The sequence below is a fragment of the Streptomyces sp. STAM6 genome (genome assembly GCF_054963715.1).
Genome location: NZ_JBUEFZ010000007.1, coordinates 90,392 through 115,154, shown reverse-complemented (window position 1 = coordinate 115,154; position 24,763 = coordinate 90,392). Strand labels below are relative to the sequence as shown.

General features: G+C 72.6%; 24 protein-coding genes and 1 pseudogene. 10 read left to right on the top strand and 15 right to left on the bottom strand.

Annotation, left to right across the window (positions count from 1 at the left end):
• Positions 1 to 81: 81 nt before the first annotated feature.
• Together ACY34K_RS12005 and ACY34K_RS12000 are read left to right on the top strand one after the other, a co-directional pair.
• The gene (locus ACY34K_RS12005) at positions 82 to 939 is read left to right on the top strand and encodes a GNAT family N-acetyltransferase (protein WP_462746176.1); all 858 of its coding nucleotides are present in this window, start codon (positions 82 to 84) and stop codon (positions 937 to 939) included.
• Positions 936 to 1,820, top strand: a complete 885-nt coding sequence (locus ACY34K_RS12000) for a lysophospholipid acyltransferase family protein (protein ID WP_462746175.1) — start codon at positions 936 to 938, stop codon at positions 1,818 to 1,820. Before ACY34K_RS12005 ends, ACY34K_RS12000 begins: the two co-directional genes overlap by 4 nt.
• On the opposite strand, the gene egtD is transcribed toward ACY34K_RS12000, so the two are convergent.
• The 4 genes from egtD to egtA are packed head-to-tail and all read right to left on the bottom strand — an operon-like array spanning position 1,715 to position 6,055.
• Positions 1,715 to 2,680, bottom strand: a complete 966-nt coding sequence (gene egtD, locus ACY34K_RS11995) for an L-histidine N(alpha)-methyltransferase (RefSeq protein WP_462746174.1) — start codon at positions 2,678 to 2,680, stop codon at positions 1,715 to 1,717. The two genes, ACY34K_RS12000 and egtD, sit on opposite strands and share 106 nt — an antisense overlap.
• The gene (gene egtC, locus ACY34K_RS11990; RefSeq protein ID WP_462746173.1) at positions 2,677 to 3,432 is read right to left on the bottom strand and encodes an ergothioneine biosynthesis protein EgtC; all 756 of its coding nucleotides are present in this window, start codon (positions 3,430 to 3,432) and stop codon (positions 2,677 to 2,679) included. Before egtC ends, egtD begins: the two co-directional genes overlap by 4 nt.
• On the bottom strand, positions 3,432 to 4,739 hold the full coding sequence (gene egtB / locus ACY34K_RS11985) for an ergothioneine biosynthesis protein EgtB (RefSeq protein WP_462746172.1): 1,308 nt from the start codon (positions 4,737 to 4,739) through the stop codon (positions 3,432 to 3,434). Before egtB ends, egtC begins: the two co-directional genes overlap by 1 nt.
• Positions 4,736 to 6,055, bottom strand: coding sequence for an ergothioneine biosynthesis glutamate--cysteine ligase EgtA (gene egtA, locus ACY34K_RS11980; RefSeq protein WP_462746171.1), 1,320 nt, complete (start codon positions 6,053 to 6,055; stop codon positions 4,736 to 4,738). Before egtA ends, egtB begins: the two co-directional genes overlap by 4 nt.
• 126 nt (positions 6,056 to 6,181) lie before the next feature.
• Between egtA and ACY34K_RS11975 the strand changes: the two genes are divergently transcribed.
• Positions 6,182 to 7,003: a TIGR02452 family protein gene (locus ACY34K_RS11975; protein WP_462746170.1), complete on the top strand. Its 822-nt coding sequence runs from the start codon at positions 6,182 to 6,184 to the stop codon at positions 7,001 to 7,003.
• Positions 7,004 to 7,044: 41 nt separating this feature from the next.
• On the opposite strand, the gene ACY34K_RS11970 is transcribed toward ACY34K_RS11975, so the two are convergent.
• A complete protein-coding gene (locus ACY34K_RS11970; RefSeq protein ID WP_462746169.1) occupies positions 7,045 to 7,743 on the bottom strand; it encodes an alpha/beta fold hydrolase in 699 nt (232 codons plus the stop codon).
• A 137-nt stretch (positions 7,744 to 7,880) separates the two neighbouring features.
• Here ACY34K_RS11970 and ACY34K_RS11965 point away from each other — a divergent pair, with 137 nt between their 5' ends.
• The 3 genes from ACY34K_RS11965 (at position 7,881) to ACY34K_RS11955 (ending at position 10,583) form a co-directional block, all read left to right on the top strand.
• Positions 7,881 to 8,906 carry a LacI family DNA-binding transcriptional regulator gene (locus tag ACY34K_RS11965; RefSeq protein WP_462746168.1) on the top strand — a complete coding sequence of 342 codons (1,026 nt, stop codon included), beginning with the start codon at positions 7,881 to 7,883 and terminating at the stop codon, positions 8,904 to 8,906.
• A gap of 63 nt (positions 8,907 to 8,969) precedes the next feature.
• Positions 8,970 to 9,275, top strand: coding sequence for a hypothetical protein (locus ACY34K_RS11960; RefSeq protein ID WP_462746167.1), 306 nt, complete (start codon positions 8,970 to 8,972; stop codon positions 9,273 to 9,275).
• A gap of 123 nt (positions 9,276 to 9,398) precedes the next feature.
• Positions 9,399 to 10,583, top strand: coding sequence for a thiolase family protein (locus ACY34K_RS11955; protein ID WP_462746166.1), 1,185 nt, complete (start codon positions 9,399 to 9,401; stop codon positions 10,581 to 10,583).
• A 106-nt stretch (positions 10,584 to 10,689) separates the two neighbouring features.
• Here ACY34K_RS11955 and trxA read toward each other — a convergent pair whose 3' ends face one another.
• On the bottom strand, positions 10,690 to 11,082 hold the full coding sequence (gene trxA / locus ACY34K_RS11950) for a thioredoxin (protein ID WP_462746165.1): 393 nt from the start codon (positions 11,080 to 11,082) through the stop codon (positions 10,690 to 10,692).
• A 111-nt stretch (positions 11,083 to 11,193) separates the two neighbouring features.
• Between trxA and ACY34K_RS11945 the strand changes: the two genes are divergently transcribed.
• Positions 11,194 to 12,642: a dihydrolipoyl dehydrogenase family protein gene (locus tag ACY34K_RS11945; RefSeq protein ID WP_462746164.1), complete on the top strand. Its 1,449-nt coding sequence runs from the start codon at positions 11,194 to 11,196 to the stop codon at positions 12,640 to 12,642.
• 35 nt (positions 12,643 to 12,677) lie between these two features.
• On the opposite strand, the gene ACY34K_RS11940 is transcribed toward ACY34K_RS11945, so the two are convergent.
• The 4 genes from ACY34K_RS11940 to ACY34K_RS11925 all read right to left on the bottom strand — a co-directional run bounded on the left by ACY34K_RS11940 (position 12,678) and on the right by ACY34K_RS11925 (position 16,769).
• Entirely contained in the window at positions 12,678 to 13,130 is a 453-nt protein-coding gene (locus ACY34K_RS11940; protein ID WP_462746305.1) for a potassium channel family protein, read from the bottom strand.
• Positions 13,131 to 13,336: 206 nt separating this feature from the next.
• The gene (locus tag ACY34K_RS11935; RefSeq protein ID WP_462746163.1) at positions 13,337 to 14,596 is read right to left on the bottom strand and encodes a chloride channel protein; all 1,260 of its coding nucleotides are present in this window, start codon (positions 14,594 to 14,596) and stop codon (positions 13,337 to 13,339) included.
• Between the two features lie 131 nt (positions 14,597 to 14,727).
• Entirely contained in the window at positions 14,728 to 15,222 is a 495-nt protein-coding gene (locus tag ACY34K_RS11930; RefSeq protein WP_462746162.1) for a hypothetical protein, read from the bottom strand.
• A 296-nt stretch (positions 15,223 to 15,518) separates the two neighbouring features.
• Positions 15,519 to 16,769 (bottom strand): glycosyltransferase, encoded by a 1,251-nt coding sequence (locus ACY34K_RS11925; RefSeq protein ID WP_462746161.1) that lies wholly within the window; start codon positions 16,767 to 16,769, stop codon positions 15,519 to 15,521.
• A 279-nt stretch (positions 16,770 to 17,048) separates the two neighbouring features.
• Between ACY34K_RS11925 and ACY34K_RS11920 the strand changes: the two genes are divergently transcribed.
• Both ACY34K_RS11920 and ACY34K_RS11915 read left to right on the top strand, forming a co-directional pair.
• Positions 17,049 to 18,401, top strand: coding sequence for a S1 RNA-binding domain-containing protein (locus ACY34K_RS11920; protein WP_462746160.1), 1,353 nt, complete (start codon positions 17,049 to 17,051; stop codon positions 18,399 to 18,401).
• Entirely contained in the window at positions 18,398 to 18,955 is a 558-nt protein-coding gene (locus tag ACY34K_RS11915) for a RipA family octameric membrane protein (protein ID WP_462746159.1), read from the top strand. Before ACY34K_RS11920 ends, ACY34K_RS11915 begins: the two co-directional genes overlap by 4 nt.
• 190 nt (positions 18,956 to 19,145) lie before the next feature.
• Here ACY34K_RS11915 and ACY34K_RS11910 read toward each other — a convergent pair whose 3' ends face one another.
• Positions 19,146 to 19,640: a DinB family protein gene (locus tag ACY34K_RS11910; RefSeq protein WP_462746158.1), complete on the bottom strand. Its 495-nt coding sequence runs from the start codon at positions 19,638 to 19,640 to the stop codon at positions 19,146 to 19,148.
• 84 nt (positions 19,641 to 19,724) lie between these two features.
• Here ACY34K_RS11910 and ACY34K_RS11905 point away from each other — a divergent pair, with 84 nt between their 5' ends.
• The gene (locus ACY34K_RS11905; RefSeq protein WP_462746157.1) at positions 19,725 to 20,690 is read left to right on the top strand and encodes a pirin family protein; all 966 of its coding nucleotides are present in this window, start codon (positions 19,725 to 19,727) and stop codon (positions 20,688 to 20,690) included.
• A 578-nt stretch (positions 20,691 to 21,268) separates the two neighbouring features.
• Here the strand turns inward: ACY34K_RS11905 and ACY34K_RS11900 are convergent.
• From ACY34K_RS11900 to ACY34K_RS11885, 4 genes and pseudogenes are all read right to left on the bottom strand, one after another.
• A complete protein-coding gene (locus tag ACY34K_RS11900) occupies positions 21,269 to 21,994 on the bottom strand; it encodes a potassium channel family protein (protein WP_462746156.1) in 726 nt (241 codons plus the stop codon).
• A complete protein-coding gene (locus ACY34K_RS11895) occupies positions 21,987 to 23,357 on the bottom strand; it encodes a TrkH family potassium uptake protein (protein WP_462746155.1) in 1,371 nt (456 codons plus the stop codon). Before ACY34K_RS11895 ends, ACY34K_RS11900 begins: the two co-directional genes overlap by 8 nt.
• A 440-nt stretch (positions 23,358 to 23,797) precedes the next feature.
• Positions 23,798 to 24,372, bottom strand: a pseudogene (locus ACY34K_RS11890) (TerD family protein).
• Position 24,373: 1 nt separating this feature from the next.
• Entirely contained in the window at positions 24,374 to 24,706 is a 333-nt protein-coding gene (locus tag ACY34K_RS11885) for a LytR C-terminal domain-containing protein (protein WP_462746154.1), read from the bottom strand.
• Positions 24,707 to 24,763: the final 57 nt, after the last annotated feature.

Below are 24,763 nucleotides of genomic sequence, written 5' to 3'. Positions count from 1 at the left end.
TCCAGCCGGTCACGGAAGAAGTAGAGGGCGGGGCCGCCCCAGCCGCGGCCCGGCCCCTTCCGTCCGGCAGAGGAGACCGCCATGCCCGCAACGCCCGCCGCGCTCTTCCCCGCGGCGCAGCCCGCGCCCGTGCCCCCGCAGACGCCCGCCCAGGCCCGGCCGTACGGGCCCCCGCAGACCGCCGGTGCCCCGCGCCCCACCGACGACGGCCCCCGCTACCTCGTCTCCCTCGCCCGCGACCAGGAAGAGGTGCGCGCGGCCCAGCGCCTGCGCCACCAGGTCTTCGCCGGTGAACTCGGGGCCCGCCTCGACGGCCCCGAGCCGGGCGTCGACAGCGACCCGTTCGACGCCTACTGCGACCATCTCATCGTCCGCGAGAACGCCACCGGCGACATCGTCGGAACCTACCGGCTGCTGCCGCCCGACCGCGCCCGGATCGCCGGAAGGCTCTACGCCGAGGGCGAGTTCGACCTCAGCCGGCTCGCCCCCGTCCGCGACGACCTCGTCGAGGCCGGCCGCTCCTGCGTCCACCCCGCTCACCGCAACGGCGCCGTCATCTCCCTCATCTGGGCAGGCATCGCCCGCTACATGACCCGCACCGGCCACTCCTGGCTGGCAGGCTGCTGTTCCATCCCGCTCGCCGACGGCGGTACCCTCGCCGCCGCCACCTGGGACACCGTCAAGGCCAAGTACCTCGCCCCCGAGGAGTTCTGGGTCACCCCGCACACGCTCTGGACGGCCGACGGCGTGCCCCGCCCCGCCGGACGCGCCGAACTGCCCGCGCTGCTGCGCGGCTACCTGCGCCTCGGTGCCCGGGTCTGCGGCGCCCCCGCCCACGACCGCGACTTCGGCGTCGCCGACCTGTACGTGCTGCTGTCCCTGCGCGACACCAACCCCCGCTACCTGCGCCACTTCCTCTCCCTCGCTCCCGTGCGATGAGCGCGGACCCGCCCGCCCGAGCCCCCTCGCCCTGGCTGCCCACCGCCCCCTGCACCCCGCGCCACTGCACCCACCCGCCGGGCGCCGCCACCGTCTCCCGGACGCGCACGGTGACGCGACTGACCGCCGGCACCCTGACCGTGCTCGCCGGAGTGCTTGTCGCACCATTGACCGCACCCCTCGGCCCGGCCGCCCGACGGCACCTCACCCGGCTCTGGTGCCGCACCGTCCTGCGCGCCTTCGGCGTCCGGGTACGGATCGCCGGAACCCCCACGACCGGCCCCCGGCTGGTCGTCGCCAACCACATCTCCTGGCTCGACATCCCGCTCGTCGCGGCCGTCCAGCCCGGCCGCATGCTCGCCAAGGGCGAGATACGCCGCTGGCCCGTACTCGGCCCGCTCGCCGCCCGCGGCGGCACCCTTTTCCTCGACCGCGACCGGCTGCGGGCGCTGCCCGGCACGGTCGGCGACCTCGCCCGCGCCCTGCGCGACGGCTCCCCGGTCGTCGTCTTCCCCGAGGGCTCCACCTGGTGCGGCCGCGCCCACGGCCGGTTCCGCCCGGCCGCGTTCCAGGCCGCGCTGGACGCCGGCGCCACCGTCCAGCCCGTACGCCTCACCTACCGGCCCACCGGCCCGGCCGCGTTCGTCGGCGACGACCCGCTCATCACCTCGTTGTGGCGGATCGCGGCGGCCCGCGGGCTCACCGCGGAGATCAGGATCCTCCCCCCGATCCCCGCGGGCCGGTACACGGACCGCCGCTCCCTGGCGCGGGCGGCTCAGACCGCCGTCGCCAGCGACAGCGCGAACCTTCCCTCCTCGTCCGTCCACCAGTGCGCGAGCTCCATCCCGGCGGCGGCCAGCTCGCCGCGTACCCCTTCCTGACGGAACTTCGCCGACACCTCCGTCCGCAACTCCTCACCGGCCTCGAACGGCACTGCCAGGTCCAGCTCGGGGATCTTCACGGTCAGCGCCTCGCGCGCCCGCAGCCGCATCTCGATCCACTCGTTCTCCCGGTCCCACACCGCGACATGGTCGAAGTCGGCCGGATCGACGTCCGCCCCCAGCTCCCGCGCGAGCACGGCCAGCACGTTCTTGTTGAACTCGGCGGTCACCCCCGCCGCGTCGTCGTACGCCGCGACCAGCGTGGCCTCGTCCTTCACCAGGTCGGTGCCCATCAGCAGCGTGTCCCCCGGTGCGAGCAGCCCGCGCACCGAGCGCAGGAACGCCGCCCGCTCGGCGGGCAGCAGATTGCCGATCGTGCCGCCCAGGAAGGCGACCAGCCTCGGCCCCGGGGTCTCGGGCAGCGCGAGTCCCCGGGTGAAGTCGGCGACCAGCGCGTGCACCCGCAGACCGGGATGCTCGGCGGTCAGCGCCCCGGCCGCACCAGCCAGGGCGCTCTCGCTGACGTCGACCGGCACGTACGTCTCCAGGGCCGGCAGCAGGGCGTCGATGAGATGGCGGGTCTTCTCCGAGGAGCCCGAACCCAGCTCCACCAGGGTGCGGGCCCCGGTGGCGGCGGCTATCTCCGGCGCCCGGGCGATCAGGATCTCCCGCTCGGCCCGGGTCGGGTAGTACTCGGGCAGCCGGGTGATCTCCTCGAACAGCTCACTGCCCCGCGCGTCGTAGAACCACTTGGGCGGCAGCTCCTTGGGTGTACGGGTCAGGCCGTGGAGCACATCGGCGCGAAGGTCGGCGTCCGTGGCGTCCTCGGGCAGGGTACGGGTCAGCTGGAACGTGCTCACGCGGGTGGCTCCTTGAGCGGGGTCAGCAGGACATCGGTACGGGACGCGCCCAGGACGGTCCGGTCGGGCACCTCGCACCAGCGGGGATCGTCGTCGTACGGCTCCGAGGCGACGACCGTGCGCCGGCCGGGCTCGGTGAGATACCAGAGGCTGTCGCCCCAGGCGGTGGCGGTGATCGTGTCGCCGTCGGTGAGCAGCAGGTTCAGCCGGGAGCCCGGCGCCGCTGCCGCCACCTCGTACACGGTGTCGGCCAGGGCCTCGGACGGCTCGTCACCGTCCCGCAGCCGGTGCAGGACCAGGCCCCACACCAGCGCCGAGTCGTTGCGCGCCTCCAGCGACAGCAGCTCGGCGCCCGGCAGCCGCGCGGCGAGCGGCGCGAGCGAGCCCGGCCAGCCCTTGACCGCCCCGTTGTGACTGAAGAGCCACGGCCCGCCGGCGTACGGCGCCGCGGCCGCCTCGGCGTCGGCGCCCGACAGCGTGGCGTCGCGGACCGCCGCCAGCAGCGCGTCCGTGCGCACCACCCGGGCCAGGTCGGCGAACGACAGATCCGCCCAGATGGGCCCGGAGCGCCGGTACCGGCCGGGTACCGGGTCGCCCTCCGCGTACCAGCCCACACCGAAACCGTCCGCGTTGACCGTGCCGTGGCGCTGGCGGCGCGGCTCCCAGGACTGCCGGTACAGCGCGTGCGCCGGCTCCACCAGCACGTCACCGAGTGGCAGCCGGGGCCCCAGGTAGGCGATGTGCCGGCACATCAGGCGGCCTCCCCGTCCCGCGCGGTGCGGAACCCGGAGAAGATCTGGCGCCGTACGGGCAGGTCCCAGTTGCGGAACGTGCCCCGGCACGCCACCGGGTCGACGGCGAACGAGCCGCCGCGCAGCACCTTGTGCGCCGGGCCGAAGAAGACCTCCGAGTACTCCTTGTACGGGAAGGCCACGAAGCCCGGGTAGGGCAGGAAGTCACTGGCCGTCCATTCCCACACGTCACCGATCAGCTGCCGTACGCCGAGCGGTGACCGGCCTTCCGGGTAGCTTCCTGCCGCCGCGGGCCGCAGATGGCGCTGGCCCAGGTTGGCGTGTTCGGGCGCCGGATCGTCGTCGCCCCAGGGGTAGCGCAGCGAACGACCGGTCGCCGGGTCGTGCCGGGCGGCCTTCTCCCACTCCTCCTCCGTGGGCAGGCGCCGGCCCGCCCACCGGGCGTAGGCATCGGCCTCGTACCAGCTGACGTGCAGCACCGGCTCGTCCGCGGGAACCGGCTCCACGACGCCGAACCGCCGCCGCAGCCACTGCCCGCCCTCGCGCCGCCAGAACAGCGGGGCACCTATGTCGTGCGTCCTGATCTGCTCCCAGCCCTCGGGCGCCCACCAGCGTTCGTCGCGATAGCCGCCGTCCTCGATGAAGTGCTGGTACGCGCCGTTGGTGACGGGCACGGTGTCGATGAAGAACTCCGGCACCACGCGCGTGTGTGCCGGCCGTTCGTTGTCCAGCGCCCACGGCTCGTCCGAGGTGCCCATGGTGAACGGACCGCCGGGCACCCGGACCTCGGCCGGCAGCCCCGCCGTGCCGCCCGGGGGCGGTGCCGGGGCGTCGAGCGCGGCCGGACCGCGCCGCAGCTGGTGGGTGATCAGCATCGTCTCGTCATGCTGCTGCTCGTGCTGGGCGATCATGCCGAACGCGAACGCCGCGTCGACCAGTGGCCCGCCCTCGAGCGGGGTGCGCTCCAGCACGTCGAGGACCCGTCCGCGCACGTCGGAGGCGTACGCGCGGGCCTCGGCCGGGGCCAGCAGCGGCAGCGAGGGCCGTGCGGCCCGCGGGTGCTCGAACGCGTCGTAGATCGAGTCGATCTCGGGGCGCAGCGCCGGGCGGCCGGCCACGGCCCGCAGCAGCCACTGCTCCTCCTGGTTGGATATGTGGGCCAGGTCCCACACCAGCGGCGACATCAACGGCGAGTGCTGGGCGGTCAGTTCGCCGTCGTCGACGCAGGCGGTGAGCAGGCCGGTGCGCGCCCGGGCGGTGGTCAGCGCGTCCAGCGCGAGCCGCCTGAGCTGCTCGGGGTCGGTCATGTGCGGATGTCCTTCCCGGAGGTCCCGGATGATCCGGAGGGGGAGGGTCCGGGCGTCCCGGACACGGGCGAGAACCGATCGTCGGCGGGGGAGCGCCCCGGCACGACATAGCGGTCGTTGAAGGCGGCGACCGCGTCCAGGACCGCGGTGGTGGCCCCGAGGCCGGGGAGCGCCTCCAAAGCGAGCGCGAAGCAGGCGACCGCCGCCGCGTGCAGTGCGGGCGCGGTCAGCCCGTCGTCGGCGGCGCTGCGCCACAGGGGGTCGCCCGGCGGTGACAATGCGCCCGCCGACCGCGCCAGCGGCTCCACCGCGCGGTAGGCGGCCTCCGCGGCCTCCGGCTCGTCGAAGAGGGCGGTCGTCACGGCGAGCGGCACGATCCAGCCGTCCTCCCCCGACTGCGCGTCGATCATCCGCAGTTCCAGGTGCCCGCGCGGCCGCACGGGCGGGAACAGCGTCGTCACGTGATAGTCGAGGTCGGCACGGGTGGCCGGCCTGGGCAGCGCCTCGCGCAGCCAGCGCCGGAACGTCAGACCGTCGGGCACCGGCCACGGCCCGCCGTCGGACCGGACGCACATCACCGGGGCGTCCAGCACGTGCGCCGCCCATGCCGCGCGCGGCTCGCGGTCCAGCGGCGGAGCCATGCCGCGCACCGGATCGAGGTCCGCCCACAGGCCCTGCCGGGTGGATCTGCGGCCGGTCCACTTCCCGTGCAGCGAGGGAGAGTTGGCGAATGCCGCGACCAGTACCGGCCCCAGCAGGTGGGCCAGTAGCCAGCGCCGCTCGTAGCCCTGGGGTCCGGGCTCCTCGTGACCGGCGTCCAGACAGACCTGCACCGACGCCGAGTCGCGCATCATCGCCCGTCCGGCGGGACCCGAGCGGTCGAGATAACACTCCATGGCGTCGTAGCGCGGCTCGCGCAGGAGGCGCTCGCGGGGCGAGTGCCAGGGGTCGGTCCCGGAGCCGGTGAGGGTGAGACCGGAGGCGCCCAGTGCCGTGCGGACGGCCGTCAGATCGGCCGAGACGGTGGTCACGCACTCCATCAGCGAGGCGGCGGGCGGCGAGCTGAGCTCGAGCTGTCCGCCGGGTTCGAAGGTGAGGGGTGAGCTCAGGGGCAGGGACCGCAGTCCGGCGAACGCCGTGCGCAGCCGGTCCGCGGAGACGGGCAGTTGCGGTACGTGCAGCTCATGGACGAACCACTCCAGTTCGACCCCGACGGTGCGGGGCGGACCCGTCTTGAAACAGATACATCGCAGCAGGTCTTCGGCCTCGTCCTCGGAGAGCGGGGTGCCGCTCTCCGAGACGTCGCACGCTGGCATGGTGGGCTCCTCGTGTCGAAGGCGTTCCGTCCCACCTAAAGCCACCGCTCCCGTCACGCACAAGAGCGCCCAGCGGGGCGGAAAACCGGTTGCCGCACGCTCGAATGATTATCGACGATGCCGGGTATGAGTGCACGTCTGCGAGAGATCGCCAGGAAGACCGAAGAGATCGTCGCAGCAGGGCGGTACGTCGCCCCCGGCGGGCGGGAAGTGATCATCGGGCCCGCCGTGGCCGAGTCCCTGGCGGGTACCCGCCTCCACGGCCCCGATCCGGTTCCGGTCACCCCCGGCACCGACCGCGTCACCCGTTTCGAGGTCACCGGCGAGTCCAGCACGGCGGCGGCCCGGCGCCTCACCGGGGCCGCGCCCGGCGAGGTCGCCGTCCTCAACTTCGCCTCCGCGCGGAACCCCGGCGGCGGGTACATCAACGGCGCCCAGGCCCAGGAGGAGGCCCTCTGCCGGGCCTCCGCGCTGTACGCCACGCTCCTGCGCGCACCCGCGTACTACGACCACCACCGCGCCGAGCGAAGCGCCTTCTACTCCGACCGGGTGATCCACTCCCCGGGAGTCCCCGTCTTCCGGGACGACCGGGGCCTGCTGCTCGAGGACTTTTTCCGCGTGGGCTTCCTGACGTCGCCCGCGCCGAACGCGGGCGTCATCCGCAGCCGCACACCCGGGGAGGCCCACCGGATCCCGGCCGCGCTCGCCTCGCGGGCCGGACGTGTCCTGGAGACGGCGGCGGCCTGCGGCTACCGCCGCCTCGTGCTGGGTGCCTGGGGGTGCGGAGTGTTCCGCAACGACCCGGCGGCCGTCGCGGGGGCGTTCCACGCCCACCTGACCGGCGACGGGCGGTTCGCCGGGCACTTCGACGAGGTGGTCTTCGCGGTCCTGGACCGGACGCCCGGGCAGACCACGCTGGGCGCCTTCCGTGACACGTTCTCGGCGTAGCCGAAGCCGGCGGGCCGGGCCGCCGAGGAGGTGACGGTGCGTCAGATCCAGTCGTCGAGCGCGGCCATGAACGCGTCGAAGTCGTCACGGTGGATCGTGTGGCCCGCGCCCGTGACCGTGCGGACCTCGAAACCGCGCTCCCGCAGAAGCGCCGCCCGCTCCGGCGACACGAGGGAGCTCGGATCGGCGAGCGTCACCAGTGAGGGGACGACCGCCTTCGGCGGCAGGAGGTCCGTCCCGGCGAACGGCTCCAGCCCGTACGCCGACGCCTCGTCCCAGACCCGCACCGTCTCCAGCTCGATGTCGATGTCCTCGGCCTCCCAGCGGGGGTTCGCCGCCGCGATCTGCTCCCGGGTCACGGACTTCGACCGCGCGAACAGCTCCCCCCGGTAGCCGGCGGCGCCGGCCGGCAGGTGCCACGCCGGGTCCGAGTAGACCGCGCGCCGCGGCGCCAGCCGCTCCACCGCGAGGGACAGCGTCAGACCGCCGAGTGAGTGGCCGACGGCCAGCTCCGCCCGGGGCGGCAGTGTGGCGACGACGTCGTCGGCGAAGTCCTGCGGGGTGTACGTCCCGCCGCGGCCGCTCGCGCCGTGGCCGCGCAGGTCGACCGCCATGACGCGATAGCCCCTGGCGGCCAGTGCCGGTCCGACCCTGCGCCAGGTGCGGTGGTCGGCCGTCATGCCGTGGATGAGCAGGGCGAGACGGTCGCCCTCGCCCCAGGTGGTGGTGTGCAGCAGCACGTCGGAGCCTTTCGGTGGAAGCGGTGACGTCACCGGGAGAATGACACGTGTCAATGGGGTGGGGAAATGGTGTACCACCGCCTTCCGGCCATCCGCCGGACGCGCGCCGGAGCCGTTCTGGAAAGATGCCGAGAGCGATGAGCCAGACATCCAGAGAGCCCGCCGAGCGCCCGGTCCCGACCAGCGCGGACGTCGCGCGCCTGGCCGGCGTCTCCCGGGCCACCGTCTCGTACGTGCTGAACAACACCTCCGCCGTCCGGATCAGCGAACCGACCCGTCGGCGGGTGCGGCAGGCCGCCGAGGAACTCGGCTACGTCCCGCACGCGGCCGCCCGCAGTCTGCGTGCCGGCCGCACCCGGATCGTGCTGCTGCCCACCGCCCACCACGTACCCGTGGGCCCCCTCTACAGCCGCTTCCTCAGTGAGCTGCAGCGCACCCTGCGGCGCCTCGGCTACACGGTCGTGCAGTACGGCAGCACGGGCCTCACCGGCGACGAGGCCGCCCGCGCCTGGGCCGAGCTGCGTCCGGTCGCCGTGGTCTCCCTCGGAGAAGTGGCGCTCACCCCGCACGGTGTGGACGTGCTCAAGCGCTCCGGCGCCCGGGCCGTGATCACCGTCGGACCGGAACCGGTCGAGGGCGCGCACACGCTGGCCATGGACCAGCGGGAAGTGGGCGACCGCGCGACCGCGCACCTGCTGGACCGCGGCTACCGCCGCATCGGTGTGGTGGTGCCGGAGGAACCCGGCCTTGAGGTGTTCTCCGGGCCCCGCCTGGAGGGCGCCCGCCGTGCCGCCGCCGGCGCAGGCGCCGAGCTACGCCCGCTGCCGCTCGCCTACACCGAGGAGTCGGCCGCCGGCCTCGCCGCCCGCTGGCCGGACCTCGGCCTGGACGCCGTCTTCGCCTACAACGACGAATACGCCATGCTCCTGATGCGTGCCCTCCAGGACGCGGGGATCGCCGTCCCGGCGGACGCGGCCGTCATCGGCGCCGACGACCTCCTGCTCTGCAGGCTGCTGCGCCCCCGGCTCAGCACGGTGCGGATCGACATGGAGGCCGGACAGCACCTCGCGGAGCTCGTCGACCGTGCCGTCCGCGACCCCGACGCCGCCCCCGGCCGGCACGAGCTGATGGCCGCCCGGGCCGTCCACCGCGAGTCCACCTGAGGCCCCTCGTGCCGGCGCGGCCCCGAGGTGCGGGTGGCGCGGAACCTCTCTAGCCTCGCCGGCATGAGCACAGTCCCGGAGCGCTTCGAGATCCTCGTGGTACCCGAGCACGTCGAGGGGGGCGACGCCGCGCGCCTCGCCGAGAGCGCCATCCGCTCGGGCGTGGTCCGTGCGACGGGCCGGACCGGCGCGTCGGGCTACCCGCGGTACGTCGGCGACGGCATGGAGGCCGACATCGACCCGGAGACCCGCACCGTCGAGGCCCTGCTGGTGGACGGCGCGGAACTGGACTACGGCCTGTCCGCGAGGATCGCCGAGGAGAGGGGCGGCGAGCAGGGCGGCGGGAAGGGTGGCGGGAAGGGCGGCTGACCGCCCGCGTCACGGCCCGTTGACAGGCAGCGCCGCCGGGCGGAGACTCGGCCCGGGCCAGGGATGAATCTTCGTTCACCTGGCGAACGGTCGAGCGCCGAGGTCAGTGGGAGAGAGAACACGATGAGCATCCGCGACGTCTACATCGTCGACGCCGTCCGCACGCCGATCGGCAAGTTCGGGGGCGCCCTTGCCTCCGTACGACCGGACGACCTCGCCGCCCACGTCGTCAAGGCACTCGTCGGCCGCACACCCGACCTCGACCCGGCCCGCGTCGACGACGTGTACTTCGGCGACGCCAACGGCGCCGGCGAGGACAACCGCGACGTGGCCCGCATGGCCGTCCTGCTGGCCGGCCTGCCCGTCTCCGTGCCGGGCGTGACCGTCAACCGCCTGTGCGGCTCCGGCCTCGAAGCCGTCATCCAGGCCGCCCGGGCCATCGCGCTCGGCGACGCCTCCGTCGTCCTCGCGGGCGGTGTCGAGTCGATGTCCCGCGCGCCGTGGGTGCTGCAGAAGCCCGAACGCGCCTTCCCCGCCGCCCACCAGCAGATGTACTCGACCACGCTGGGCTGGCGGATGACGAACCCCCGGATGCCCGCCGAGTGGACCGTCTCGCTCGGCGAGGGCGCCGAACTGATCGCCGACAAGCACGCGATCACCCGCGAACAGCAGGACGCCTTCGCCCTGGCAAGCCATCAGAAGGCCGCCGAGGCCTGGGCGAAGGGGCTGTACGACGGTGAGGTCGTGCCCTGCGACGGCGTGGACCTCACCCGCGACGAGTGCATCCGCGACAACACCTCGACGGAAGCCCTCGCCAGGCTGAAGCCGTCCTTCCGCCCCGACGGGACGGTGACGGCCGGCAACGCCTCACCGCTCAACGACGGCGCGGCGGCACTGCTGCTGGTCGACGAGGAGGGCCTGCGGGCGTGCGGCCGTGAGCCGCTCGCCCGGATCCGCACCTCCGCCGTCACCGGCATCGAGCCCCAGCTGTTCGGGCTCGGCCCGGTCGAGGCGGTCCAGCGGGCCCTTGCGAAGGCCGGGCGGACCTTCGCCGACCTCACCACCTTCGAACTCAACGAGGCGTTCGCGGCCCAGTCGCTGGGCTGTCTGGCCGAATGGCCGGACCTGGACCCCGCCGTGGTCAACCCGCGCGGCGGAGCCATCGCGATCGGCCACCCGCTCGGCGCGTCGGGCGCCCGGCTCGCCGGATCCGTCGCCCACCAGCTCGCCGCCGCCGGCTCCGGCACGGGCCTCGCGGCGCTCTGCATCGGTGTCGGACAGGGCCTGGCGCTGGTGCTGGAACGCTGACCGCGAGGTGCCCGGGGGTGGCAGGGCCACCGGGCGCCCTCAACCCCTAACGCCCCGTGCCGCACGCCAAGAAGTGGCACATGGCGGCGCTGTCGCAGGGGCCTCCTCAGCCCTGGGGCGGCCCGCCGTCACCCTGCGCCGCGGCGGCCTCCGCGATGGACTTCCGTACCTCGTCCATGTCCAGCTTGCGGGCCTGTCCGATGACGTCCTCCAGGGCCGTCTCGGGCAGCGCCCCGGGCTGGGCGAAGACGGCGATGTTGTCGCGGACGATCATCAGTGTGGGGATCGACCGGATCTCGAACGCCGCGGCCAGCTCCTGCTGGGCCTCCGTGTCGACCTTGGCGAAGACCAGATCGCTGTGGCGCTCGGACGCCTGCTCGAACACCGGGGCGAACTGACGGCACGGCCCGCACCAGGAAGCCCAGAAGTCGATCAGAATGAAGTCGTTGTCGGTAACGACCTGATCGAAGTTTTCCTTGGTGAGCTCAAGAGTGCTCATGGTGCTCCTCTTCCCGGGTCCCTGAGGGTCGCCCCGCACAACGGTGCCCGGGGTCGCGCTATTCCGCCTGCCCATGTGGCCCCGGCTCACACGTACCACCAGACTGGCCCCATGACAGAGACCCTGGAGACGCTGGAGTACGACGTCGTGGTACTGGGCGCGGGCCCGGTCGGCGAGAACGTGGCGGACCGGGCCGTTGCGGCCGGCCTCACCGTCGCGGTGGTCGAGAGCGAACTGGTCGGCGGCGACTGTTCGTACTGGGCCTGCGTGCCCAGCAAGGCCCTGCTCCGGCCGGCGATCGCCCGCGCCGACGCACGCAAGGTGCCCGGGCTGCGCCAGGCCGTGCAGGGCCCCCTGGAGGCCAAGGCCGTGCTCGCCCACCGCGACGCCTACGTCTCGCACTGGAAGGACGACGGCCAGGCCGACTGGCTGGACTCGATCGGCGCCCGCCTCCACCGCGGCCACGGACGGCTGGACGGCCCCCGGCGGGTCGCCGTCGACGGCCCCGGCGGCGAGCGGCGGCTCCTCACCGCCAGGCACGCCGTCGCCGTCTGCACCGGCAGCCGCACCTCCTTCCCCGATCTGCCGGGCCTGGCCGACGCCGCCCCCTGGACCAGCCGTGACGCCACCAGCGCCAAGCGCGTGCCGGACCGGCTCGCGGTGGTCGGCGGGGGAGTGGTCGCCGCCGAGATGGCCACCGCCTGGCAGGCCCTCGGCTCCCGTGTCACCGTCCTCGTCCGCGGCGGGGGACTGCTGCCCCGCATGGAGCCCTTCGTCGGCGAGCACGTGGCGGACTCCCTCGCCGAGGCCGGCGCCGACGTCCGTACCCATGTCTCCGTCACGGCCGTGGAGCGGCCCCGCGCCGGCGGACCGGTCACCCTCGTCCTGGACGACGGCGGCCGCGTCAAGGCCGACGAGGTGCTCTTCGCCACCGGCCGCCGGCCCCGCACCGACGACATCGGCCTCGAAACGGTCGGCCTCGAACCCGGCTCCTGGCTGTCCGTCGACGACAGCTGCCTGGTCGACGGCAGCGACTGGCTCTACGCGGTCGGCGACGTCAACCACCGGGCGCTGCTCACCCACCAGGGCAAGTACCAGGCACGTATCGCGGGCGCCGCCATCGCCGCCCGCGCCGCCGGGGACGGGGCGCCGGACACCCGCCCCTGGGGCGCGCACACCGCGACCGCCGACCACTCCGCCGTGCCGCAGGTCGTCTTCACCGACCCCGAGGCCGCCGCGGTGGGCCTCAGCCTCGCCGAGGCGGAGGCGACGGGCCGCCGGGTGCGGGCGGTCGACCACGACCTGGCCGCGGTCACCGGAGCGGGCCTCTACGCCGACGGTTACCGCGGCCGGGCCCGCATGGTCGTCGACGAGGACCGCGGCGTCCTGCTGGGCGTCACCTTCGTCGGACCGGGCGTCGGTGAACTCCTCCACGCCGCGACGGTCGCGGTGGCGGGCGAGGTTCCGATCGACCGCCTGTGGCACGCGGTTCCCTCGTTCCCGACGATCAGCGAGGTGTGGCTGCGGCTGCTGGAGGCGTACCGGGACGCGGACCGCTGACCCGGCGGGGCCGGTGGTGACACCCGCCCCCCCGGTCAGGGCGGGTGTCTCCATGTACCGACCCTGCTGCGCAGATGGCGGGTGAGCGCGGTCGCCGCCGCCGTGAGGAAGACGAAGCTGTAGAGGATCTGCAGCAGGGTCACCACCCGCGCGGTCTGGCCCTTCGGGGTGATGTCGCCGTAGCCGACGGTCGCCAGCGTGACCACCGTGAAGTACAGCGCGTCCACCCGCGTCTCGAGCCCGGTGAACTCGCCGGGCTCCTTCGCGAGCCCGAAGTACGCGCCCGCGAAGACGAGCACGGACAGGCACATCAGCAGCGGGATGGCCAGGCCCGGGCGGGTGTGGCGCTTGTCCAGGAGTACCTCGCGGATCTGCAGGAGCAGGAGGGCGGCGATCAGCGCGAGGGCGAGCGTGAACACCGTCCAGCTGAGCACCGGCCTGCCCGGCCCGAGACGGTCCAGGGGGAGGACGAAGAAGACCACCACCATGGTCACCAGGGCGAGGCCCGCGACGCTCCAGGCCCGGGAAGCGGACCGCTCGTGTTCCTTCTCCTGGCCCAAACCCCGGTCACCCCTGTCCGTCCCGTCGGCCCGCCGTCCCGCGTCGCCGGCTCGTCGGTCCCGAGCGCCGGCATGTGCTGCGTCCGATGATCCGGCCCGCCCGGCCCGGCGCCAGCCGGCCCGGTCCGAACGAGTCAGTCCGGGGCCTTCCGGGCGACGACCTGCGAGGTGATGAACCCGACGACCGAGCAGACGACGACCAGCGGCATCTCGTCGGACGCGTCCTTGCCGAGCAGCAGGACGGCGAGCACCGCGCTGGTCACCGGCAGCTGCGTGACCGCCGCCGCGGCCGCCGCGATACCGAGGGCGAGACCCGGCGCCGTACCGAGCCCCGGCAGCCCCGAGCAGGCGATCCCGGCAGCGGCACCGATCAGCACGGACGGGAAGATCGGCCCGCCGCGCAGCGCGCCCAGGCAGATGCTCCAGGCGAGCCCCTTGCACAGCACGAGTACGACGAGGGCGACGACCGACCAGGCGTGGGGCCGCGCCGCGAGCTCCGCGAGCGTCGCCTGTCCGGACAGCGCCGCTTCCGCCGGTGAACGGCCCGTGATCAGCGCGTACGCCGCGACGCACACCCCCACGGCCCCGGCGCACAGGACCGTGCGCAGGGCCGTGCGCCGCGCCGTCCAGGACGCGGTGAGCAGGCCGAGACGGCGCCCGGCCGCCACGACCACCGCGATGAGCACGGCCAGCGGCACGCCCCACAGGAAGTCGCCGGCGTCGGGGTCGGCGCTCGGCGGCACCTCCCGCAGCCCCAGCCCGCCGATGCTCAGACCGGTCCAGTGCCCGAATCCGGTGAACACCAGCGCCCCCACCCCGCTGGCGAGCAGACAGGGCAGCAGCAGGAGCACCAGTTGGGTCCCGGCCAGTCCGGCCGCCTCGATCATCATGACCGCCGCCGCGAGCGGTCCGCCCAGAATGGTGGAGATCGCCACGGTCGAACCGGTGGCGCCGAGCACCGCCGTGGCCTTCGGGTCGGCCTCCCGTCGCGCCGCCCGCACGGCGAGCAGCGCGAGACCGCTGCCCACCGCCATGAGGGGCGCCTCCGGGCCGAGGACCACACCGAGGGGCAGCGTGGCGAGGGCCGCGAAGGCCACGCCCGGCAGCGCCTCCGGACCCAGCGCCGCGCCTCCCAGGCCATGGGCCGGGATGTGTCCTCCGGCGCCCGGGGCGCGCGCCACGACGGGGGCCAGCAGCAGTCCGGCCAGCAGGAGCGCCGGCAGCGGCCACCACCAGGGAGGCCGGTGGTAGCCGAGGGCCTCGGGCAGGGTCTCCCACACACCGTCCTGGAACGTGTGCTGAAGACTCACGAAGAAGAAGGAGGCGAGCGCGATCGGCACGCCGGCGACCGCCGAGAACAGCAGCAGCCGTACGTACCCGCGGCTGAGCAGCATGGCGCGCAACGCGCGGGGGCCCTCGGGCGAAGGCGGGCCCCCGGGCCCCGGGGCCCCGGGGGGACCGGGAGGCGTCGGCGGACCGCCCGGCCCGGCCGGTCCGGCGGGTGTGGGCGGCCCGGACGGGGCGCTCAGCACTTCACGGTCGCCTGGGCCGCGGCGATGGCCTCGTCGAGCGCGGCCACCTGCGGCCGGATCCTCGGCGCGGCCTGAGTGCCGCTGATGCCCCGGGGGAGCTCGTCGATGGCCTTGCGCAGGCCGTCGTAGGCGTCCGAGATCGGGCCGACCCTGGCATTGCGGACCTTCTGCGCGTTGCCGGTCACGACGTCGAGACCGTCCGCGACGTCCTCCCGCAGATCCCTGAAGTCGTCGACCACGGCGGTCCGCCCACCGAGGTCGGCGAGCTTCCCGGTGTACGCACGGAGATCGCCGAGGTCGTCGCAGAACGACCAGACGGCCGCACTGGCCGTCTCATTCGGCGACATCCCGCGGCTCGCGCAGCCGGACAGCGCCCACACCAGACCGGTCACGAGGAGCGGAAGCAGGGCGACGGGACGGTGCGGGAGGCGGCGCCGGGGCGGACGACCCGAACGTATCGCCGGGAAGGAAGAGTTGACGCTGCGCATGCCCCCATGCAATGCCCCCGGTGGACGCCCTGCGCGCGGGCGGGCCCGAACGGGTGATGCCCGGCCGGGGCCCGGGTGCGAGTCCCGCCCCGGCGGTCCCGCCTGGGTCGTGTCGTCGCAGTCCCGTCCGGCCGGCGTCGTCCCGCAGGCGCGCTCGCTGTGTCGTCGTCAGTCGCCGATGTCCTCCGTGGCCCTGCGGGCACGGGAGGTGCCCCCACCGCAGTGGCTCCTTCCTCCGCCTTGCGGTCGCACGCACCGGACGCCGCCGGCCCCGCCCTCCGGGCGGACGACACTCCCTAGCATGCGGCGAGCCGGTCGACCGCGGCGAGGACGGGCGCCACCCCGTCCTCCGCGCGGACGCGTTCGCCCAGCGTCCGGGCGCGCTCCCGGTACGCGGGGTCCTTGGTCGCCCGGACGAGCGCGTCGCCGAGATGCGCCTCGGTGAGCCGGCGCAGCGGAAGCGACCGGGGCGCCACTCCCAGCCCGACCAGCCGGGCCGCCCAGAACGGTCCGTCGAACTGGATGGGCACGGGCACGGCGGGGATCCCGGCCCGCAGCGCGGCGGCGGTCGTCCCGGCGCCCGCGTGATGGACTGCCGCCGCCATACGGGGGAACAGCAGCGCGTGGGGGACCTCGCCGATGGTGAGCATGTCGGGACCGTCGGCGGCCAGCTCGCCCCAGCCGCGCTGGACGACCCCGCGCAGGCCGGCGGCGCGCAGCGCGCGCACGATCAGGGCGCTGAGCCGCTCGGGGTGGGGCACGGTCGCGCTGCCGAGACCGACGAAGACCGGCGGCGGTCCGGCCGCCAGGAACTCCTCCACCTCGGCCGGGAGTTCGGCGTCCGGAGGATCCCGGGGCCACCAGTACCCGCTGATGTCGAGACCGGCGGGCCAGTCGGCGGGCCGGGGCACCACCAGAGGGCTGAAGCCGTGGAAGACGGGCCAGTCGTGCCCGGCCTTGGCGCGGCGCTCCGCGCGCGGGCCTTTCCCGGGCAGTCCGAGCCGGGCGCGCACCGTGCGGGCGGAGTCCGCGAAGATCCGGTCCACCGCGGCGTTCACCGCGCGTCCGGCGAGCCGGTTCCCGGCCGCTCCCCAGGAGCGCGTGCCGGTCACCGGTGGTGCGAACACGGCCGTCGGCGCGAGGGGCTGGAGGTAGACGCCCATGCTCGGCAGCTCCAGCCCGTCGGCCATGGCCCGCCCGAGCGGACCGAGCGAGCTCGACACCAGTACGACCTCGCTGTCCCGCGCGGCGCGCAGCAGATCGTCGGTCATCTCCTCGACCACCGTGCGGGCGATGGCGACCAGTCGCGTCAGCTTTCCCGCGCCCGTTCTGCTGCGGTGCAGGGCGCGCCCCCGGGGTGACCGCATCACCTCGCGCGGGTCGACGGGCAGCGGATGGAAGCCCAGTCCGGCGTCGTCCGCGAGCGGGGCGAACGGGGCGTGGGTCACCAGGGTGACCTCGTGTCCGGCCCGGGCCAGACCGTGGCCGAGACCGGTGTAGGGCGCCACGTCGCCGCGCGATCCCGCTGTCAGTACCGCCACTCGCATGAACGCCAGTATGGCTCCGGCGGCGCTCCCGTTCGTAGCCCGCCGCGCGCACATGGTGGCCATCCGGTCATGTCCTGTCCGAGGGCGAAGAAAACCCTCCTGAGACAGTCATTTCATTGGACGCGGAATCCATTGGGGAAATGGTATTCGATTAAATTCACCAACCTCGCTGAGAAAACGATTCTGTGGCTCCTTTCTCCTTCCGTAAACCCTCCCTCACCGAAGTGAACTCCCATTACGTTGTGATCCACAGTCGCATCTCCGGTCGAAGGGGGCTTCATGGAGAAGATCAATCTGGAGCGCACGGACTACCCGGACGACAACGTCGTCTTCTTCGCCATGCCGTACGAGATCAAGGCGGTGAGCGACGGGACGGAGCAGAACTTCGGAGAGCTTTACGACGACGTCTACGCCCCCGCGATGGCTGACCTCGGCCTCACCCCCCAGCGGGCCGACCGCATCTTCGGCACCAATCAGGGTGTGCTCGAAGCGGCCTGGCGCGGGATCCAGCGGGCGGGCATCGTCGTCGTCGACTTCTCCACCCGCAGCGCCGACGTGGCCCTGGAGTTCGGCTGGGCCATGTGCCTCCACAAGCGGGTCGTCGTCCTGGCGGAGAACCTCGACGACGTACCCACCGACGTCAGAGGACTGCTGCGCCCGATCATCTACTCCTTCCACGGCACGGGGATCTCCCGGATGAGCCGTGAGCTCAAGGAGAAGGTCCGCCAGGCGCTCAGCGAACCCACCTCGGCCGAAATGACCTTCAAACCCCTCGACGGTCACGCCGAACCGAGCCGCGCCGAGATCCTCGCCGTCGACACGGACTGCGTCATCGTCCGTGACCTGCGCACCCGGCGGATCGCCGAGATGCGCAAGGAGGACGTCGACTACCGGCGCGAAGTTCCCACCGACATGGCGACACGCTTCAAACAGGGGCGTGAACTCGAAGGCACGATCATCATCGAGTCGGACGGCCGCTGCCGGTTCTCGCAACGCGTCGGCCAGCGCAACCCCTGGCCCGAACTCCGCACCGGCTATCCGCAGGGCCGTGTCTTCACCAGTCGCGTCGTCAACCGCACCTCGGCGGGCGTCTTCGTGGCCGTCGCGCAGGACGTCAACGGCTTCGTCCCACGGGCCGACCTCACGCTGGGAGCCGAGGTCGAGGTGGTCGTCATCGGTGTCGATCCGGACCGCCAGCGGATCTCCCTGGCACTGGCGCAGCAGTCGGCGGCCGTGCTGCCCGGACCCCTCGTCTCCCCGGAGACCTACCCCCGGACGGGCGACCACGGCCCCGGCACGGTCTGCCGCGTCGAAGTGATGCGCGGCTTCGTCCTGGTCGAACTCGACCAGTACCCGGGCAGGAAGGGACTGCTGCACTACTCGAGCATGTCCCCGCGCCTCTGGGAGGGCGTCCAGGCCGGGACCGTGTCGGTCGGCCACCGTGTGACGGTGCAGGTGAGGGACTCCCGTCCCAAGGCCAACAACCCCGCCGTCCGGGAGTTCACCCTCCAGGAGATCGACGACGCCGGGCACCCGGAGACCGAGCACGCCAAGGCCGACCACCCGGAAGGCGGCGGAAGCGGCCCCTACGACGCGGTGGTCGCCGTCGCGGACGGCGAGCCCGCCTCATGACCGGCCCGACCGGCCCGACCGGCGGTCCGGCAACCCCGCCCAGCCTGGCCGTCCGGCTGTGGAACGGCGGTGTCTCCCCGCTGGACTACGCGACCGCGGGCGGCGAGCGGTACCAGGCGGCAGTGCTGGAACAGTACAAGCTGTACGTCGAGATGGCGGACCGGATCAGCGCCCGCCGCAGCCTCACCAACACCTTCTTCCTGACCATCAACGCCGGTCTGCTCACGGCGACGGGCGCGGTCGGAAACCGGGTGCTGGACTCCATACCGGTCTGGGGGCTCGTACTCGTCGCCCTTGTGGCGCTGTGCCAGTGCGCCGTGTGGTTCCTGCTGATCCGCTCGTACAAACAGCTCAACAGCGCGAAGTACCGAGTGGTCGGCGAACTGGAACGCCGACTGCCCGCACTGCCCTACTGCGACGCCGAGTGGTCCGAACTCGGCGAGGGCAAGTCGTGGAAGCAGTACGTACCGCTCACGCGGGTCGAGCTCGGCGTGCCGGTGACGTTCGCCGTGCTCTACGTCGTGGCATTGGCCGTCGTCATCCCCGGGCGGTGACACCCGCGCACGCGGGACGCCCGGCAGCGCGGCACACCGACCGCGACGGGCACCGCCCGTGGAAGGACGGCCGACGGGCCGGCGCAGCTTAAACCGCTCGCCGGCCCGGACGGCCTTCGGCGCCGACCCACCCGGCCGGCTGCCCCTGCCGGCCGTCACCGGGCCGCGCCGCTGCCGGCCCGCCACCCCGCTACCGCCGGTGGTCGCCCGTCGCGCCGTCGATCAGCTCCCGCAGGATGTCCAGGTGGCCCGCGTGCCGCGCGGTCTCCTCGATCATGTGGATGAGCACCCAGCGCAACGACACCCGCCGGCCCGCCCAGGACGCACCGAGCCCGTCCAGCTCCAGCTCCTCGATCGCCCGGTCGGCCGCCGCCCGCGCCCGGCCGTAGAACGCCACTATGTCCGCGACGGTCTCTTCCGGCCCCGGCTCCATGTCCTCCTCCGTGAACGGGTCGAACCACAGGGGCTCCACCTCCCGCCCGAAGGTCCGGCAGAACCAGCCGTACTCCACCGACGCCAAGTGCTTGACCAGCCCCAGCATGCTGGTGCCGGACGGCACCATCACCCGGCACGCCTGCTCGTCGTCGAGCCCCTCCAGCTTCCACAGCACCACGTCCCGGTGCCGGTCGAGACTGGCCCGCAGGCTCTCCTTCTCGCCGCCCGTGAACGGCACGATCGTCGTCATGCCGAGAACGTAACAGCGGGCACCGACAACGCGGGTGGGTGAAGTGCCCGCACCGCCGGCCCCGGCACGGCTAGGTTGATCTGCATGAGCAATCTTGATCGCGAGGCCACGCTCTCCGTCTGCGGCGGCCGTGGATTCGTCGTCGCCGACCCGGTGCGGGAACTCCTCAGCCCGCGCCACGTCCAGCTCGGTGAATCCACCGAGGTGCGCCGTCTGCTCCCCAACCTGGGCCGCCGCATGGTCGGCGCCTGGGCGTTCGTCGACCACTACGGTCCCGACGACATCGCCGACGAACCCGGCATGCAGGTGCCGCCCCACCCGCACATGGGGCTGCAGACCGTCAGCTGGCTGCACGAGGGCGAGGTCCTCCACCGCGACAGCACCGGCAGCCTCCAGACGGTGCGCCCCCGTGAACTGGGGCTCATGACCTCGGGCCGGGCCATCTCGCACTCCGAGGAGAGCCCCCGGCCCCACGCCCGCTTCCTGCACGGCGCCCAGCTCTGGGTCGCCCTCCCCGACGCCCACCGCGGGGTCGAACCGCACTTCCAGCACCACGCCGACCTGCCCCGCGTCACCGCACCCGGCCTGACCGCCACGGTGGTCCTCGGCACCCTCGACGGTGCGACGTCCCCCGGCGCCACCTACAGCCCGATCGTCGGCGCGGACCTCGCCCTGGCACGCGGCACGCAAACGCGTCTGCCTCTCGACCCGGACTTCGAGTACGCGGTCCTCGCCATGTCGGGCGAGTCCCACGTGGACGGCGTCCCCGTCCTCCCCGGCTCGATGCTCTACCTCGGCTGCGGCCGCACCGAACTCCCCCTGCGCGCCGCATCCGACGCGGGACTCATGCTCCTGGGCGGAGAGCCGTTCGAGGAGGAGATCGTCATGTGGTGGAACTTCATCGGGCGGTCCCACGAGGAGATCGCACAGGCCCGCGAGGACTGGGTGAAAGGCTCCCGCTTCGGGGAAGTGGAGGGCTATGCAGGGGGTCGCCTGCCTGCTCCTGAACTCCCGCCCGTGGCGCTGAAACCGCGAGGCAGGGTGCGCTGACCTGCGGAGCTGTAGAGCGGCCGGGCGCGTTGTCGGGTGAATCGCTCGCTTCGGGCCCCATGAAACGGAATCAGGCGCCCCGGCCAGCTCGAGGTATCCGTCAAGGGCGATCGGCAGCCCACGGTGTGGTCGCCTGTAGCCGGCTTTAGTAGACCCCATGCTGACTCTATGCTACTTTCCTGACGGGTCGTCAGATTCTGTAGATCATCGTTTTCGCTCGTCTGTACCATGCGGTGAGGGGCTGACTCTGAGACGCCGTATCCATTGTCGGCGCAGGGCGATGTTGTGCGGACCAGTGATCATGCGTGCTCAAAGTGACTGGGGCCTCAGTCCCCATGGCAGGGCGAGCCTTGGGGGCAACCCACAAAGGAGACTCAAGCAGTGCGGCGGCCGCGTGCGGATACGAGCTTAAGCTCAGCAGCCGCCCCCGCCCCTCGGTGACGTTCTGCGGGTTTGCCATCGACCAAGGCCCCGCGTGTGGCGCCGATCACCACCGGCTGTACGGCCCAGGCCGGGCGTGTCCGTGCTGACCCCCGGGCGCACGGTCAAAGGCGGCGATGCGTCAATGCGGCCGTATGTCAGCTCAGCTCGGAGAACGCCTCTACGTCTTGGGTCTTGCCGGTGACGACGATGACATCCCCGGTCTCGATCACCGTTTCGGCGGTGGCGTACGTGAAGCCCTGGCCCGGGCGTTTGATGCCGACGACCGTCACCCCGTACGTGCTGCGCACCTGGCTCTCGCCGAGCGGGATGCCAGTGGCGAGGGTGGGGGCCACGGTCTTCACGAGCGCGTAATCGTCGTCGAACTCGATGAAGTCCAACATCCGGCCGGTCACCAGATGGGCGACACGCTCGCCCATCTCGTGTTCCGGCAGCACCACGTGGTGGGCACCCAGGCGTTCGAGGATGGTGCCGTGCTGGCGGCTGATGGCCTTGGCCCAGATGTTCGGGACGCCCGCTTCGAGCAGGTTCGACGTCGCGAGGATGCTGGCCTCGATGTGTGTGCCGATGGCGACGACCGCACTGGGGAACTCACCCACCCCGAGCTGCCGCAACGCCTCAGGGTCGGTGGAGTCGGCGACGACGGCGTGCGTCAGGGCGTCGCTGTACCGCTGGACGAGCCCCGGGTCGGTGTCGATGCCCAGCACGTCCCAGCCGCGCCGCATCAGTTCACCGGCCAGTGAGCTGCCGAACCGCCCGAGGCCGATAACGGCGACCCGCTGGTCGCCGGCCGCCCGCCGGGCGTACTGGGCGGTGAGCCGCTTGCGTCGGCGGAGGCGGAGAGAACGCAGGTAGTTACCCAATGACAGGTCGCTCCTCAGGCAGCTGGTAGCGGCGGGTACGCTCGCGAAGGGCCAGCGCCGACACCAGTGTGATCGGTCCGAGTCGGCCCACGAACATCAGCAGGACGAGTATCAGTTGCGCGGACGTCGGCAGGCCGGCGGTGATCCCCGTGGACAGGCCGACGGTCGCGAAGGCGGAGACGACCTCGAAGAGCACGGCTTCGAACGCGTACCTGCTGACGCTGAGGACGGCGAGCGTGGCGGCCACGACCAGCCCCACGGCGAGCAGCGCCACCGTCAGGGCCTGGCGCAGGACGTGCGGAGCGAGCTTGCGGCCCAGGACCGCGGAGTTCGGCTCACCGCGCACCTCGGCGAGGATGGCGGCCGCGAGGACCGCGAAGGTGGTGACCTTGATGCCGCCGGCCGTGCCCGCGCTTCCGCCGCCGATGAACATCAGGATGGACGTCATCAGCAGCGTCGAGGGGTTCATGGCGCCGATGTCCAGGGCGTTGAACCCGGCGGTGCGGGACATCGCGGAGTGGAAGAAGCCGTTCAGGACCTTCTGGCCCCACCCGAAGGGAGCGAGGGTTCCCGGGTTTCCCCATTCCAGAAGGCATGTCAGCAAAGTGCCCATGACGAGCAGGAAGGCGCTGGTGATGAGGGTCAGCCTGGTGTGCAGCGACCAGGTGCGCCGACCCGTGGTGCGCCGCCGACGGCGGTGACGGAGCAGCTCCAGCAGCACAGGGAAGCCGATACCGCCCAGGATGACGGCGACGGAGATGGGCAGTGTCACCCACGGGTCCTGGGCGTAGCGGACCAGACTGTCGGCATGCAGGCCGAAGCCCGCGTTGTTGAACGCCGACACGGCATGGAAGAACCCGAGATACGCGGCCTTGCCGATTCCTTCGCCGTACCCGAAGCGAAAGCGCAGCGCGAGAAGCGCGCCCACCGCCAGCTCCACGCCCAGGGTGCTGCCCGCGACACCGAGCAGCACCCGGCGTACGTCGCCGATGCCCAGGCTCTTCGTCTCGGCCGCCGCCGTGAGCTGGAGCCGCAGGCGCAGCTTGCCGGAGACCAGCAGTGCCAGCAGCGAGGCCATGGCCATGATGCCGAAGCCGCCGACCTGGATCAGAGCAAGGATGACGCCTTCACCGAAGCCGCTCCAGTACGTGCCGGTGTCCACGACCGCCAGCCCGGTCACGCAGACGGCCGAGGTGGCGGTGAACAGGGCGGTGACCAGATCCGTGGCCTTACCCTCTTCGGACGCCACGGGCAGCGACAGCAGCCCGGTGCCCGCCAGAACCGCGACAGCGAACGCCAGGACGACGCTCCGCGCCGGGTGCACCGTCAGTAGACGGTGCCGCGCGCGGGCGATTCGCCCCACCGCATGACGGGCTTCCTGCACTGCTCAGACCTCGAGAACGTCAACATGGATCATGACATCAGCCGCTCACACTACCGGCGCGGTGGGACGACGCCAGCCTTGACGTGCCGGGTGCTCGGCTGCCCTGGGAGACCGGCCCGAGACCGGCCTGCGGCGTAAGGGGCTCCGATCGGCTTGCTGCCGTGGCTCGTCCTGAGCAGCCCTTAAGCCGCACTGGTCACGGCCGATGGACCAACTCCATCAGACACGCGATGATCAAGGTCCAGGCGGCGACTCCCACCAGCCATAAGGAGCCGGTGAAGAGTCCCAGAGCACTGAGGGCCGCAGCGGCGACCATGCCACCAGCGACGACACGCCGGGGATGACGATCGGAGTATCGCGAGCTCGCTGAGTCCGAACACCATTTCCGCCCTCTTGGGAAGAGCCCCGTGCAGGGCAGGTCAGACGTTGACTCCGAAGTCGGCGGCGATACCGCGAGTCCGCGCGCGTACCCCTGTCCCACGGCGCGGAATTTCCATTCCGCGCCGTGCCGGTACAGCTCCCCGAAGATCATCGCGGTCTCGGTGGCGGCGTCCTCGGACAGGTCGTAGCGGGCCAGTTCGGCGCCGTCGGCCTGGTTGACGACGCGGATGAAGGCATTGCGTACCTGACCGAAGCTCTGGCCACGCGCCTCGGCATCGTGGATGGAGACCGGGAAGACGATCCGGGCGGTGTCGGCCGGTACGGCGGCCAGGTCGACCTTGATGGCCTCGTCGTCACCCTCGCCCTCGCCGGTGAGGTTGTCACCGGTGTGTTCCACCGAACCGTCGGGACTGGTCAGGTTGTTGTAGAAGACGAAATGCCGATCGGAGGCGACCTTGCCGTTCTCGCCGAGCAGCAAGGCGCTCGCGTCGAGGTCGTAGTCGCTACCCGTCGTGGTGCGGACGTCCCAGCCGAGGCCCACCAGCACGGCGGTGAGGCCGGGGGCCTCCTTGCTGAGTGAGACGTTGCCGCCCTTGGCGAGGCTCACACCCATGTCACATCCCCTTCCCGTATGTCCGGCTTTGTAATCTACAGCACTGTAGAAGATTGGGTGGAGGGGTGGGTTGCGGTCGGCCAACGGGCCGCCACGGCGCACGCCGGCTGCTCGAGGCCAGGGAGATACGCCACTGTGGTCGCATCCGCCTGCTTGGGGCGTTTCCCTTGCCGGAGACGGTGTAGCCGGCGGTGCGCAGGTGTGCCGCGGCCTTGGCGGCTGTCCCGCTCGTGCCCGTACCGTTGAGTGCCTGAACGTTGATGCGCAGGCGGGGAAGGGGCGCGTCGATGGATTCCGGGGCGGATTCGCAGAGGGGCGGTGGTCGCGATGTCATGGGTTCACAGCGCGAGTGCGGGTCCGGCAGGCCAACAGCAGCGGAACAAGCACCGAC

What these genes read in the sequence shown, in the direction of transcription:
- trxA (WP_462746165.1), bottom strand. Translation starts at nt 11,082, where the DNA reads ATGAGCACTCTTGAGCTCACCAAGGAAAACTTCGATCAGGTCGTTACC.
- egtC (WP_462746173.1), bottom strand. Translation starts at nt 3,432, where the DNA reads ATGTGCCGGCACATCGCCTACCTGGGGCCCCGGCTGCCACTCGGTGAC.
- ACY34K_RS11940 (WP_462746305.1), bottom strand. Translation starts at nt 13,130, where the DNA reads ATGGTGGTGGTCTTCTTCGTCCTCCCCCTGGACCGTCTCGGGCCGGGC.
- ACY34K_RS11935 (WP_462746163.1), bottom strand. Translation starts at nt 14,596, where the DNA reads ATGCTGCTCAGCCGCGGGTACGTACGGCTGCTGCTGTTCTCGGCGGTC.
- ACY34K_RS11920 (WP_462746160.1), top strand. Translation starts at nt 17,049, where the DNA reads ATGGAGAAGATCAATCTGGAGCGCACGGACTACCCGGACGACAACGTC.
- ACY34K_RS12000 (WP_462746175.1), top strand. Translation starts at nt 936, where the DNA reads ATGAGCGCGGACCCGCCCGCCCGAGCCCCCTCGCCCTGGCTGCCCACC.
- ACY34K_RS11975 (WP_462746170.1), top strand. Translation starts at nt 6,182, where the DNA reads ATGAGTGCACGTCTGCGAGAGATCGCCAGGAAGACCGAAGAGATCGTC.
- ACY34K_RS11930 (WP_462746162.1), bottom strand. Translation starts at nt 15,222, where the DNA reads ATGCGCAGCGTCAACTCTTCCTTCCCGGCGATACGTTCGGGTCGTCCG.
- ACY34K_RS11945 (WP_462746164.1), top strand. Translation starts at nt 11,194, where the DNA reads ATGACAGAGACCCTGGAGACGCTGGAGTACGACGTCGTGGTACTGGGC.
- egtB (WP_462746172.1), bottom strand. Translation starts at nt 4,739, where the DNA reads ATGACCGACCCCGAGCAGCTCAGGCGGCTCGCGCTGGACGCGCTGACC.
- ACY34K_RS11955 (WP_462746166.1), top strand. Translation starts at nt 9,399, where the DNA reads ATGAGCATCCGCGACGTCTACATCGTCGACGCCGTCCGCACGCCGATC.
- ACY34K_RS11965 (WP_462746168.1), top strand. Translation starts at nt 7,881, where the DNA reads ATGAGCCAGACATCCAGAGAGCCCGCCGAGCGCCCGGTCCCGACCAGC.
- ACY34K_RS11885 (WP_462746154.1), bottom strand. Translation starts at nt 24,706, where the DNA reads ATGACATCGCGACCACCGCCCCTCTGCGAATCCGCCCCGGAATCCATC.
- ACY34K_RS11925 (WP_462746161.1), bottom strand. Translation starts at nt 16,769, where the DNA reads ATGCGAGTGGCGGTACTGACAGCGGGATCGCGCGGCGACGTGGCGCCC.
- ACY34K_RS11960 (WP_462746167.1), top strand. Translation starts at nt 8,970, where the DNA reads ATGAGCACAGTCCCGGAGCGCTTCGAGATCCTCGTGGTACCCGAGCAC.
- egtA (WP_462746171.1), bottom strand. Translation starts at nt 6,055, where the DNA reads ATGCCAGCGTGCGACGTCTCGGAGAGCGGCACCCCGCTCTCCGAGGAC.
- ACY34K_RS12005 (WP_462746176.1), top strand. Translation starts at nt 82, where the DNA reads ATGCCCGCAACGCCCGCCGCGCTCTTCCCCGCGGCGCAGCCCGCGCCC.
- ACY34K_RS11915 (WP_462746159.1), top strand. Translation starts at nt 18,398, where the DNA reads ATGACCGGCCCGACCGGCCCGACCGGCGGTCCGGCAACCCCGCCCAGC.
- ACY34K_RS11910 (WP_462746158.1), bottom strand. Translation starts at nt 19,640, where the DNA reads ATGACGACGATCGTGCCGTTCACGGGCGGCGAGAAGGAGAGCCTGCGG.
- ACY34K_RS11905 (WP_462746157.1), top strand. Translation starts at nt 19,725, where the DNA reads ATGAGCAATCTTGATCGCGAGGCCACGCTCTCCGTCTGCGGCGGCCGT.